11 protein-coding genes are annotated in these 12,727 nt (G+C 68.2%); 8 read left to right on the forward strand and 3 right to left on the reverse strand.

The window, feature by feature from the left end:
* Position 1 precedes the first annotated feature (1 nt).
* The 7 genes from AB0I83_RS17530 to AB0I83_RS17560 all read left to right on the forward strand — a co-directional run bounded on the left by AB0I83_RS17530 (position 2) and on the right by AB0I83_RS17560 (position 6,508).
* A complete protein-coding gene (locus AB0I83_RS17530; RefSeq protein WP_363305154.1) occupies positions 2–850 on the forward strand; it encodes an ABC transporter ATP-binding protein in 849 nt (282 codons plus the stop codon).
* Positions 851–1,085: 235 nt separating this feature from the next.
* Entirely contained in the window at positions 1,086–2,708 is a 1,623-nt protein-coding gene (locus AB0I83_RS17535; RefSeq protein WP_363305156.1) for an ABC transporter substrate-binding protein, read from the forward strand.
* Between the two features lie 59 nt (positions 2,709–2,767).
* Positions 2,768–3,733, forward strand: a complete 966-nt coding sequence (locus tag AB0I83_RS17540) for an ABC transporter permease (RefSeq protein ID WP_363305157.1) — start codon at positions 2,768–2,770, stop codon at positions 3,731–3,733.
* On the forward strand, positions 3,726–4,592 hold the full coding sequence (locus tag AB0I83_RS17545) for an ABC transporter permease (RefSeq protein WP_363305158.1): 867 nt from the start codon (positions 3,726–3,728) through the stop codon (positions 4,590–4,592). Before AB0I83_RS17540 ends, AB0I83_RS17545 begins: the two co-directional genes overlap by 8 nt.
* A 32-nt stretch (positions 4,593–4,624) precedes the next feature.
* Positions 4,625–5,590, forward strand: a complete 966-nt coding sequence (locus AB0I83_RS17550; protein ID WP_363305159.1) for an ABC transporter ATP-binding protein — start codon at positions 4,625–4,627, stop codon at positions 5,588–5,590.
* Complete coding sequence (locus AB0I83_RS17555) at positions 5,583–6,281, forward strand: ATP-binding cassette domain-containing protein (protein WP_363305160.1); 699 nt, start codon at positions 5,583–5,585, stop codon at positions 6,279–6,281. Before AB0I83_RS17550 ends, AB0I83_RS17555 begins: the two co-directional genes overlap by 8 nt.
* Positions 6,282–6,355: 74 nt before the next feature.
* A complete protein-coding gene (locus AB0I83_RS17560; RefSeq protein WP_363305161.1) occupies positions 6,356–6,508 on the forward strand; it encodes a hypothetical protein in 153 nt (50 codons plus the stop codon).
* 732 nt (positions 6,509–7,240) lie between these two features.
* On the opposite strand, the gene AB0I83_RS17565 is transcribed toward AB0I83_RS17560, so the two are convergent.
* Positions 7,241–9,085, reverse strand: coding sequence for a Curculin domain-containing protein (mannose-binding) lectin (locus tag AB0I83_RS17565; RefSeq protein WP_363305162.1), 1,845 nt, complete (start codon positions 9,083–9,085; stop codon positions 7,241–7,243).
* A gap of 1,157 nt (positions 9,086–10,242) precedes the next feature.
* Positions 10,243–10,737: a TetR/AcrR family transcriptional regulator gene (locus AB0I83_RS17570; RefSeq protein WP_363305231.1), complete on the reverse strand. Its 495-nt coding sequence runs from the start codon at positions 10,735–10,737 to the stop codon at positions 10,243–10,245.
* A gap of 140 nt (positions 10,738–10,877) precedes the next feature.
* Between AB0I83_RS17570 and AB0I83_RS17575 the strand changes: the two genes are divergently transcribed.
* Complete coding sequence (locus AB0I83_RS17575; RefSeq protein ID WP_363305164.1) at positions 10,878–11,846, forward strand: SDR family NAD(P)-dependent oxidoreductase; 969 nt, start codon at positions 10,878–10,880, stop codon at positions 11,844–11,846.
* A gap of 484 nt (positions 11,847–12,330) precedes the next feature.
* On the opposite strand, the gene AB0I83_RS17580 is transcribed toward AB0I83_RS17575, so the two are convergent.
* Positions 12,331–12,651, reverse strand: coding sequence for a hypothetical protein (locus AB0I83_RS17580; protein ID WP_363305236.1), 321 nt, complete (start codon positions 12,649–12,651; stop codon positions 12,331–12,333).
* Between the last annotated feature and the right edge of the window lie 76 nt (positions 12,652–12,727).

Below are 12,727 nucleotides of genomic sequence, written 5' to 3' on the forward strand. Positions count from 1 at the left end.
CATGAAACTCACCGTGGACCACCTCCATGTCACCCTGGACCACAACCCGATCCTGCGCGACGTGAGCCTCCAGGTCCGAAAGGGCGACATCGTCGGCCTCGTCGGCCCCAACGGCAGTGGCAAATCCACCCTCTTGCGGACTGTCTACCGTTCACTACGTCCGGCGGACGGGGTGGTGCAGGTGGGCGGGGACGACGTGTGGGAACTGTCCCCGCGCGCTGCGGCGCGCCGTACCGCCGCCGTCCTCCAGGACGACGGCGGCAACGCCACGGGCCTGAGCGTCACCGAGATCGTCGCCCTCGGCCGCGCCCCGCACCACGGGCTGCTCGGCCGCGAGGGACCCCAAGACCACGACGCCGTTTCCGACGCGATCGACCGTTGCGGCGTACGCCCCTTCGCGGGCCGCGACTACGCCTCCCTGTCGGGCGGCGAACGCCAGCGCGTCCTGCTGGCCCGGGCACTGGCCCAAAAGCCCCAGCTGCTCGTGCTGGACGAGCTCACCAACCACCTCGACATCAGGGCCCGGTTCGAACTCCTCGACCTGATTCGCGCGACCGGGGTCACCACACTTGCCGTCCTGCACGACCTCGACCTCGCCGCTCGACTCTGCGACCACCTGGTCATCCTGAGCGACGGGGCCGTGGCGGCGGCCGGACCCGTCCTGGAAGTACTCACTCCGCAGCTTCTCGCCGACGTCTTCGGCGTCCACGCCACCACCGAACGCCACACGGACGGCGTCATCCGCATCACCTACGCGGCCCGGCCCATAACGGGCGGGGGCGGACCGGCACCGGCCGGCGTGTGCACGAAGAAGGACGACGCCGGCCTGGCCAGGACGACTGAACACTGAGGAACGGGTGATTGCCCGCCAGACGGCGGGAAGACCGGCTGCTGCGAACGCGAGCACTGGTGCACACGCCGGCCAGTACCGGCCCGGGTGTGCACGGTACGCAACCGCTTCAGTTGCGACACCTTCGCGGCCTGGACGGGCGCCGCACCAGCCGGGTGGACGAGCCGAGCGGCAACTTCGGGTCCACGTCGAGATCAGCGACCACGCCGAGGCGCAGGGCGGCATACTGCTGCTCATGATCTGGACTAAGTGCAACTCATATGCAACTGCGATAACCATTCGGCGAGTGAACGCGGCAGCTCTGGCAGGCGTCGTCATTGCAGGAGCCTCGGCCTGCTCGGCACCAGGTGGCGGTGCGGACAGAGGCGGCTCGAAGGACTCGGCTGTCGTCGGCATCGCATACGAATCCGAGACCCTCAGCCCGCTCCTCGGGTACGGCAAGGACGGCAACTCGAAAATATTCGACGGGCTGCTCACCCACGACGTCGACATGAAGCTCAAGCCCGCTCTTGCCCTCGACCTTCCCGAGGTCACCAACGGCGGCACGACCTACACCTACAAGCTGCGCAAGGGCGTCAAGTTCAGCGACGGCAAGCCGTTCTCCGCCGACGACGTCGTTTTCACCTACGAGACGATCCTCGACAAGAAGACCAACAACGCTTCCAAGACGGAACTTGACGCCGTCAAGAGCGTGGAGGCCAAGGGTGGCGACACCGTTGTCTTCCGCCTCAAGTACCCCTATGCGCCGTTCGCTGAGCGCACCGTTCTGCCCATCGCTCCCGAGCACATCGTGGCCGGGCAGGACGTGAACAACGGTGCGTTCACCAGCGCGCCGGTCGGCACGGGACCGTACGAGTTGGTCTCGTGGTCCAAGGGCGAGAAGCTGATCTTCAAGGCCAACCCCGACTACTGGGGCGCCGCGCCAAAGGTCAAGAACTTCACCATGGCGATCATCAAGGACGACGACATCCGCGCCACCCGGCTCGACGCCGGGGAACTCGACGGCGCGATCCTGCCGCCCAACCTCGCCAAGAAATACGGGAGCGACAAGGGCATGAACACCTACGCTGCCAAGTCCTTCGACTACCGCGTGGTCACGTTGCCGACGGGTAACAAGGTCGCAGGTGACACCGCTGTCCGGCGGGCGCTCGACATCGGTGTCAACCGTAAGGCCATGGTCGACTCGATCCTGTACGGCAAGGGCAAGGAGGCATACGGCCCCGTCCCGACCGACAGCCCCTGGTTCACCACAGGCACCGAGCGTGAATTCGACCCGGCCGGGGCCGAGAAGATCCTCGACGAGGCAGGGTGGAAGCCGGGCGAGGACGGAATCCGAACGAGGGGGGGCGTCCAGGCGACGTTCCCGCTCTGGTACCTCTCCGGCGACAAGCTGCGGCAGGACCACGCCCTCGCCTATGCCTCCGACGCCAAGAAGATCGGCATCAAGGTGCAGGTGCAGTCCGGCACGTGGGAGGTCATCAAGCCCCGCATGCCCAAGGACGCGGTTCTCGCCGGCGGTGGTTCCCCCGCCGACCCGGACTTCGACCAGTACGCACTCCTCAAGTCCTCCCTCGCCGGCGACGGCTTCAACAACATGGCGCACTACGACAACCCGACGGTCGACAAGGCGCTGGAGGACGCCCGCAGGAGCGGAGACCGAACCGAGCGCAGGGCCGCCTACGACACCGTCCAGCGCGAGCTCGTAAGCAACCCCGGCTATACGTTCCTCACACACATCGATCACCTCTACGTCGTGGACGAGAAGTTCGGAGACCTGAGCACCCAGATCGAGCCGCACGACCACGGCCTCGCCTCCGGCCCGTGGTGGAACGTCGAGGACTGGCAGGTCGAGCAGTGAGATCGGCTCTGTCCCACAGCGGTGGGGAGGCGTCGAGCCGTCGCCTCCCCTGGGGGCCCATGGCCCGCCTCGCGGCACGACGAGCACTGTTCGCCGTGCCCGTGCTGCTCGTCGTCACCTTCGGCGTCTTCGCCGTCGCCGCCGCCTCGCCGTTCGACCCGGTCAAGGCGTACGCCGGCACGGCCGGGCTCACCGCCTCGCAGGAGACCCTCGACCAACTGCGCGCCAACCTCGGCGTCGATCAGCCGCTGACCGCACGCTGGTGGCACTGGCTGACCTCGGCGCTCTCCGGTGACCTCGGAAACTCCACCACGCTGCGCCAACCCGTCGCGGACGCCATCGGCGAGCGCGTCGGCTGGTCCGTGCTCCTGGCCGCTACCGCGTTCGTCGTCGCTGTCCTCCTCGGCACCACGCTGGGCGTGCTTGCCGCCCGCAGCCAGGGCGGCTGGTTCGACCGTGCCGTCACCTCTCTCGCGTACACCCTCGAGGCCGCTCCGCCGTTCTGGCTCGGCCTGCTCGCCGTCTGGCTGTTCGCACTCAAGCTAGGCGTACTGCCTTCCGGCGGCCTGACCGGCACCACCAGCTCCACTGTGACGGCCGGTCAAATCGCGAGCCATCTGGTGCTGCCCGCGGCTGTCCTGGCGACCTCGCAGTTGCCGTGGTTCGTGCTGTACGTCCGCCAAGGGGTGGGTGACGCTCTCGGCGACGACGCCGTGCGCGGCGCACGCGCTCGCGGCCTCAGGGATCGGACCGTCCTCGTCGGGCACGCCCTGCGCTCCGGGATGCTGCCCATGCTGACCCTCGTCGGCTCCCGGGTACCCGAACTGATCACCGGCGCGCTGCTGGTGGAGACCGTGTTCAGTTGGCCCGGTATCGCCGCGGCGACCGTCCAGGCCGCTACCTCCGTGGACTTCTCGCTCCTCGCCGCGCTGACCGCGCTCGCCACCGTCGCGGTCCTCCTGGGCAACCTCGTGGCCGACCTGTTGTACGGCCTCACCGACCCGAGGGTGGGATTCGATGGCTGAGATCACCTGGCGCGCGCAGGGCGGACAGCGCGGTTCCACCCGCACATGGCGGGTGCGTACCTCCGTGACGCTCGTGGGTGTCGTCGTCCTCGCCGTGCTGGTCGTACCGCCCCTCGTCCACCTCGACGAGCAGGCCGTCGACCTGGCCGCCAAGCTGCAGCCGCCGTCGCTGTCGCACCCCTTCGGTACAGACGACGTCGGCCGTGACCTGCTGCTCCGCTGTATCTACGGGTTGCGTGTCTCCCTCCTCGTAGGTGTCGTCGCGGCTGTGGTCGCGACCGTCATCGGCACGGCGGTCGGCGCCCTCGCGGCAGCTACCGGGGGCTGGGCCGACCGCGTCGTGATGCGGCTTTTGGACGTCTTCTCCTCCGTTCCGCACCTGCTCCTCGGTATCTTCATCGTCGCCATGTTCCGGCCCGGCGTCTGGCCCGTCGTCATCTCCGTAGCGCTTACCCACTGGCTCTCCACCGCCCGTATCGTCCGCGCCGAAGTCCTCTCCCTGCGCTCGCGGCCGTACATCGACGCGGCGATCTCCGGCGGTGCGTCACGGCTGAGAGTCGCAGCGCGCCACCTCGTGCCCGCTGTACTCCCTCAGGCCAGCCTCGCCGCCGCGCTGATGGTGCCGCACGCCATCTGGCACGAATCAGCGCTGTCCTTCCTCGGCCTGGGGCTTCCCACCCACCAGGCCAGCCTCGGGACGCTCGTACAGAGCGCGCGAGGCTCGCTCCTGGTGGGTGACTGGTGGCCGACCCTCTTTCCCGGCCTGTGCATCATCGTGCCCACGCTCGCGATCGCCGGCCTCGCGGGCGCCTGGCGGGAACGGATCAACCCCCGACGCCGATCGGAGCTCATGCTGTGACAGTCCCCGCACCCCCTGCTCGGCGGGAAACCATGCTGACCGTAAGAGGTCTCTCCGTCAGGTTCCGCCTGTCCGGCGGCCGGTACGTGAGCGCGGTCACCGAAGCGGACTTCGACCTTGCTCCGGGAGAGTGCCTCGCCCTCGTCGGTGAGAGCGGCTGCGGCAAGTCGGTGCTCGCCTCGGCGCTGCTCGGTCTGCTCCCGCAGAACGCGGAGACCGCCGGCACCGCGCTGCTGCGAGACGCCGCCGGTGGGGACCTCATCGACCTTCTGGCTGCCGAGGAGCGCACGCTGGCCCGCGCCGTGCGGGGTCGACGCGTCGGCCTCGTACCGCAGAGCCCCGCGGCCCACCTGACACCCGTCCGCACCGTGCGCTCCCAACTGGAGGAAGCCCTGCGGGAGCTCACCGGGCTACGGAAGTCGCAATTGCGGCGTGCCGGGGAGGCGGCCGCCGGGCGCGCCTTGTTTCCCTCCGGGCATCTGGACCGCTATCCGCATGAACTGTCCGGCGGTCTGGCCCAGCGTGCCGCCACCGCGCTCGCTCTCGTCGGCGAGGCGCCACTGCTTCTCGCCGACGAGCCGACCACCGGACTCGACCGAGACCTCGTGGAACGCACGGTGGACGAACTGCGTCGGCACGTGGGGGAGGACCGTGCGCTGCTCCTGATCACCCACGATCTGGCGGCTGCCGAGCGGATCGCCGATCGGGTGGCCGTCATGTACGCCAGCCGCATCGTGGAACTCGCCGACGCTGCTGACTTCTTCGGTGCCCCCGGCCCTCGCCACCCATACGCGCGCGGTCTCCTGAATGCCCTGCCGGAGCGTGCGTTCACACCCGTCCCCGGCATGCCGCCAGAGCTGTCCGCCCTCCCCGACGGCTGCGCGTTCGCAGCGCGCTGCGAACGCGCGGACGAGGCGTGCGGCAGGCTGCCCACGCTCACCGACGGGACCGCCTGCCACCACCCGCACCAGGACATACCGGAGGACCAGCATGCTTGAACTGCGGGCCATCACCGCCGGATACGACCGGCGCACTCCGGTCGTCCGGTCGGCGAACCTCACCATCGGCCCCGGAGAGTCCGTCGGCCTCCTCGGGCCCAGCGGCTGCGGCAAGTCGACGCTGGCAAGGGTCGCGGCCCTGCTGCACAGACCCGACGCCGGACAGGTCGTCATCGACGGCCAACAGGCACGGGGCTGGCGCCACCGCGCCCCGCGTGAGCAGCGAACCGCCTTCGGCGTGGTGTTCCAACAGCCCCGACTCTCCGCTGACCCCCGCCTGACCCTCACCGACCTGATCTCGGAGCCACTACGCGCGGCGGGCCGGCCTTCCGAGGCCCCCGCACTGGTTCCGGAACTGGCGGCCCGCGTCGGCCTGGGCACGGACCTTCTCACCCGTCGCCCGCACGAGGTCAGCGACGGCCAACTCCAGCGCGCCTGCCTGGCGCGTGCCCTGGTGCTACGTCCGCGCTGGCTGATCTGTGACGAGATGACGGCGATGCTGGACGCCTCGACGACGGCGGCCCTCGTCCACGTCGTGGAGGAATACCGACGCCGGTCGGGCGCGGGGCTCCTCTGCGTCGGACACGATCGCGTGCTGCTCGAGAGGTGGTGCGACCGGACGGTCACGTGGGCCGACTGCCACGGAACAGGCGAGAACCCTCGTCAGAGCGTGCTATCGCTGCGTGGGTAAGGCGCTGCTTCGAGCGCACTGCCGGACGAGTGGCTGGCCCAAGCGCGATCATCTCCGTGGTCCACGGATAGCCGATGTGTCCGCACACGATGGTCAGTTCGGGGAAGTCGAGCGCGACCTGGTCGATGTACGGAATGGGGCGGCCGGGCGAGATCCCCACCGGCCACTCCGCGCAGCCGTCCCTCAGCCTCGGCGACGAATTCGGCCACCTCGTCGTTGCTGATTAGCGGCCCCTGGAGCCGACGTGCCCGGCCAGCCGGTCCTGCACGTACTCGCGCAGTCGCTCATCGGCCACCAGCTTCGCCGGCTTCGACCGCTGAGCCCGTCGCTCCTGGCGGGGGCACTGTGGTGTTCGTTGAGGACGTGACCACCGTCGCCGAAGATCGTCAGACGCAGGCTCGATGACCCGGCGTCAGCCACCAGTACCGGGCTGGTTCGTGTACGCACACTCCGATCCTCTTCCTCGTTCCGCGAGGAGGTCGGCCGACCGCGACCGCTGCTTCGTCGCGGGACTGAGGCGTCCGGATGACTGGAGGAAACTCAACGGGTTCGAATCGTAGGGGCGTTCCGTCCCGGGGCGGGCAACCCTCCGGGATGTTGAACGACGGCATCGCCGCCCTTCGCAGCGGCGTTCTGGCATGTCGCCGCCACACGAGTAGGCATCCTGATGGAATTCTCGGCTCGGGCAACAGGCAGCCCGCCATCGATCCAGCGGTTCGACCGCCGCTGACAGGGGAATGGTCTCCGATCCGCACCCTCACGAAGATGCGCACCGGTACGCTCACGCAGAACCGGCCCACCGGTTTGCCTCCGACAGGGCCAGGCCCGCGCCAGTCGCACGGGCCTCGCAGCCCCTGAAACCAGCCCCGTACGGATCGACGACCCACACATCGGCAGCCTGACGGAGGATGCTCGACTCATCTGATGCGTTGCGGGACGCCCCTTAGATCCTGCCAAGGTCAGAAGCCCCGGAAGACACCGTTGTCGGCGGCGTTCTCGAAGTCCTCCCAATCCATGTTGGCGAGGGAGATATTGTTCTCGACCGACCACAGTTCTGTGGCGAAGACTCGGAGTTGGCCGTGCTCCTGCCTGGCCTCACTCTCCTCACATTCGTCGTTCTCGTCGAAGAGCAGGAGGGCCAGCAGCGGCATCTCCGGCGCCGTGAGGGCGGTCTTATCGGCCACAATGAATAGATCGGTGTCCACCTCGCGTGCGGCCGAGATGATCTGTTCGGTCGTCAGGTCGCGATAGGCGAGATCATCCACTGGGTGGACGTTCGCGAGGAAGCCGTCCTGGTTCGGTGTCATGACGGTCGTGAGCAGGGCTTGCCAAGCGGTCGGGTCGGAAAAGTCGGTGCGGATCAGCAGGGCCTCGTCCGTGTCCGGCAGGCTCTTCACGAGTCCTCCCTGTGCGGGTGGGTTCGGGGTGGCGGCGGGCTCGGCCACCGCCTCGCCGTCGCGCCAGACGACGGTGCCGTCGGCACGGCACAGGACCACTCCGCCCTCCTCGACACGCAGTTCGTCGGCCGGTCCGCCCAGCGGTGGGCGTTCGTCGCCGAGAACGCGCAGCATGCCGTCCTCGTCGAGTCGCAGTCCGGGCTCGGCCGCTTCGCCGAGGTGCACGTACCAGAGCCAGGTCTGGTCGGCCCCGAACAGAACGAGGCGGCGTTCGTCCCAGTGTCCGAGCACGGTGCTTCCGTCGGGGGAGGTGAGGGAGTGTCGTCCGAGCGTCTGTCCTCGGCGCAGCACGGCACCCCGCGGGGCGTCGGCCGTGGGGCCGTGGCATGCCGTGTGTGTGCCTGTTGACCACACCGACCGGCCGTCCACGTCACGCAGTTCGGCACGGCCGTCATCACCGACCACGAGCCGGCGGGCCCCCGAACCGGACGGGCCGGAACTCCACACCGGGACACCATGGGTGTTGCGGACCGAGAGGACACCGTCCTCGGAGAGCTCGGCCCATCCTCCGTCCACCCACCCAGTGCCGGTCGACCACACGGCACGGCGCTCGGTGTGGCAGTACAGAGTCAGGTCGCCGTAGCCCTGGTGAGCCAGTGTGTGCGTACCGGCGGGAGACGTCAGGGACTGGTTGCGCAAGCGCCCTCCCACCTCCAACTCGGGCCCACCGTACGCGTAGGGCTCTCCCGGGGGGACCGGTCCATGCGGGCGTTGGGTGCCCTCGTGCCACAGGACGGTCCCGGCGGAGTCGACCAGGCACAGCATCAAGCCTTTGGATTCCGAACCACCCGCCAGGTGCCGGCGCCAGGTGAGCACGGTGTCTTCCTGTTCGAACCAGTCGACCAGTGGACGGGTCAGCGCGTAGCTCATACCCCCGCCCTTCCTGTACTCGCAGACCCGCAGCCATCCGTCCTGCTCGCGGGCCACTGTCCGCCGTATCTTCCCCTCCCTGACCAGATACGCATCCCGGGTGATGGCAGCCGCGGGGGCCGCTTCTCCGAGCGGCACAGGGTGGGTGAGTCCGGTGCGTATGTTGCCCAGGCGGACGTGTGTGCGGTCCAGGAGTTCCAGCTCTCCGGCATCCGTGAGGATGAGGTACTGCGCCCCGGGCGCGGCGAAACCGGAACGCCAGACCGTGTCGTCGTCCTCCCCGCCCTCGACGACGACCTCGTACCCGTGTCCGAGAAACAGCTGTCCAGCTGCGCCCGCACGCCAGACGACCTGACCGCGGTCGGTGTCCGTGACCACGGCGACACCCTCCGAGTCGCACCGCAGCGCGAACCTCTCCGAGGGGGACGTCAGCTGGACATCGGGGTAAAGACGTTCGAACATGGGCAGTTCACGCACAGGAACCCTCTTCTCCTACCGGGCGACGCCAGCTCATGGTGGCGTCGGCGAAGCGGATTCTGCCGGACGCTACTGACAACGGGCCTACGTGGCCCGTCGGCTCCCGCCCTGACACCCCTGCCGCACAGCCGGCAGTCTGGCGCCAGGCCTGCCTTGCCGCCGAGCCGGCCGAGACGCCGCAATCGGAGGTGGAGCCGACGCTGGCTCGAGAGGAGTGAGCGGACAAGCCGCTCCGATCCTCTCGCACCCTGGTCCACAACGGATCCTGGCCCCTTGCGCGCGGCCGCTCAGAGATATGGGCCAGGTCTTAGACCAGCCTCTCCTCCATGCGAACCCGCCGACGACCGAACCGTGGGGGCGTGGCCAGATAACGTGACGGTTGTCTTAACGGGGGTTGGATGGCGTCGGCCGTGCCAGTCGTCGATCTGCTTGAAACCGGCGTGGCGGAGGAGCTGCGCGGAGAGGTCATCGCTGGCGCCCTTGGCGACGACGCTGCCGCTGAACTCGGACGTGATGGTGATCGAGGTAGGCACGGAAGTCTCCAGGGCAGAGGGAGCGAAGGGCCCGTTGCAGGTGGGCCAGTGGGCAGAGCGTCCGGCAAATCCGGGTCTTGGTCCGGCCGAGAATCGCTGGTAGAGGCCGCACGGTGGCGGTCAGCCGGGTGTCCCGCCACAGCCGGGCGCCCGGTCAGTCAGAAGAAGGGATTCTCTGTCGGTCGGTCGGCCCCGGTGGTGGCTCGGAGCAGTTCGGCGAGGTCCTCGGGCTCGGACGACATCTGGTCTATCCACCACCCGGCGCGGGCCACCGTACGAGCGCTCTCCTCGATCGCCGTCCACTCCGCTTCGCGGGTCGTGTCGTCTTCCCTGTCGGATTGACGTGTTGAAGCGGATCGAGCAGGGGGGATGTGCGCTGAGAGAGCAGGCGACCCGAGGCCGATTCCGAGAGGTCAGGGACAGCCCTTGCCCTGGAGCTCCAGTCACTGCGGCCATGCCAGACGCCTGGCGGGGCCGATGATCGTGCGGTCACGCAGCCAAGGACCGCACACACCGTAAGACTGCTCCCACGAGGCCTTACGTGCGCTGCCGAGCTCGGCAGCGACTGGCGGTCGGCCCGTCGCCGTCCGAGACCGCCGGTCCTACGAAGGACCGGGAGCGTTTCTAGCGCACCAGAAGATCGATAGCGACCTTCAGCCGGTCGAGGTAGAACTCCCGTGATACGGCTTGATGCTTGAGGCCGATCGATGCGCTGATCATCGTCTGTGCGACGAAGGGGGCCGCGTCTTGGCCTGACTCGACGGCGATCGCGTCTGTGATCAATTCCTCGAAGCGTCGCGGTGTGGTTTCGACGATCTCTCCGAGGAGGTCGGGGTTGTCCTCGACGACCGCCGCGACGTCGCGCGTCAGCGGGCCGATGTAGCGGCCTGCCCACTGGTCGAACGCTTCAACGAGGCGCTCTGCCAGGGGGCGTTCGGTCTCGGCCAGAACAGCTTCTACCTCTGTGATGTCCCGCTCAAGGGCCTGGGTGACTGCGGCACGGAACAGAGTCTCCTTCGAGGAGAAGAGAAAGTAGAGCCCGGGCCGGGAGATGTCCCCCGCCCGCGCCACTTCCTCCATCGAGGTCTTCCGGTAACCGAATCGCGCGAACGTGACCATCGCGGAGTCCAGAACCAGGGTCCGACGATCGGTATCGGGGACTGTCGACGGCGGGCGGGCGGTATCGGGACTGCTCATGGAGCGAGCATACGAGCGAGAACCCAACTATACAAATCAAGTATAGTACGTATAGTCGGGTCATGGCTCACGCACTCATCTCCACGCCCTTCACTGCCTCCAGCACTGCGGACGAGGTGCTGCGAGGCGCCGATCTCGCCGGCGTCCGCACGATCGTGACGGGAGCTTCTTCCGGACTCGGGATCGAGACAGCTCGCGTGCTGGCCGCTGCCGGGGCAGAAGTGACGCTCGCTGTCCGGAACACGACTGCGGGTGACGCCGTCGCTGAGACGATCGAGAAGTCGACCGAAGGGATGCGCCTCCGAGTCGTCCGGCTCGACCTCGCCGACGGCAACTCCGTCACACGATTCGTCGGCGCGTGGCGCGGCCCGCTCCACCTGCTGATCAACAACGCCGGCGTGGTCACCAGTGGGCTCGAACGGACGCATGAAGGCTGGGAACTGCAGTTCGCGACAAACCATCTTGGCCACTTCGCCCTGGCCACCGGCCTTCATGACGCCCTGGCTCTGGGAGCGGCCGACCGTGATGGAGCACGGATCGTCTCGGTCAGTTCGACGGCCCACATGCGTTCCGGCGTCAACTTCGACGACCTCCACTTCGAGCGTCGCAGCTACGACCCGCAGATCGCCTACGCCCAGTCGAAGACGGCGAACTCTCTCTTCGCCGTCGAGGCGACCCGTCTCTGGTCATCCGACGGCATCGTCGCCAACGCGGTGAACCCCGGCGGTATCGCGACAGGACTGCAGCGAAACTTCACCACAGAACAGAAGGAGTCGCTCGCCGCGGCCGAAGCCGCCGGAGTCTTCACCTACAAGACGGTCGAGCAGGGGGCCGCAACCAGCATCGTCGCGGCCGTCGCCCCCGAGCTCGCTCACTCCGGCGGCCACTACCTCGACGATGCACAAGAGGCCTACACCGTGCCGGACGACGCCGACCTCGCGCAGCACCCACACGGTGTCAAGGAATGGGCGCTCGACCCCGCCACCGCCAAGCGCCTCTGGACTGTCTCGACCGGCCTACTCAACGCCTGATCTCTCGAAGGTCGCACAGATTCTCGCCCTTGCCGAGCTCGATGGATCACAGGCTCCTGCGGTCAGCCGTTGCTCAACCGGCTCGCCCTGGGCGACGAGTCGGCCGAGGCTGCCGACGGAGTCGTTGGTAGCGGTGCAGATGAGAAGCCCCGCCATGTCGTCGTCGCAGTACAGACGTCGGCGGAGGGCTGAGGAGGGGTAGCCGGAGTCCAGGCTCCACTCGGTGATCAGGATGTGCACGAGGGTGTGGCGGGGGAGGTGGGTAAGGGGCGGGGCTCGCCTTCGCCCACGTGGTAGTGCTGCACGAGCACGGCTGTGCTCTTCCCCGACGCCCAGCGCCGATCGTACGAGGCTCCCTCCGCGCCGCACTGCCCGGTGCGTCGGTGGCCCGACGGTTCGCCTACGTCTACGTCGACAGCCGCGGCACCGTGCTGCCGGCTGCCCCACGCCCTACCGTGACTGCACCGATGCTCCCGACGGTGCGTCAGTTGATATCACGTGAGGTCTTCCCTGGCTCGCGGATGCCGAGGCCAATGCGACCAGCCGGATCGCCACCAACCGGCTCCCCGCATATCCGGCCGAGGTTCAGCTCCGTGGCCTGGCAGAGCTGGTCAGGACCCGTGACCTGCTGACCAAGCGTCTGACCTCCGAGAGGGAACGGAGGGGCGAAAAGCCTAAGGAGCCCTCCGCGATCCTCCACCGCAAGGTCAATGGGCTCGATATACGGCTCCGGAAGCGCCTCGCACTGCTCGACCAGCAGCAGTCGATGTCGACGAAGCCGCCGCAGGTACTCGCCGCGGCTCATGTGCTTGAGCGTCTCCGGTACGCCCTCTCGTAAGTGACGGTCGCTGGCGTGTGATCACGGGACGGCGTGAAGCGGG

The organism is Streptomyces sp. NPDC049970 (genome assembly GCF_040660235.1).
In the GTDB taxonomy this organism is placed as follows: domain Bacteria; phylum Actinomycetota; class Actinomycetes; order Streptomycetales; family Streptomycetaceae; genus Streptomyces.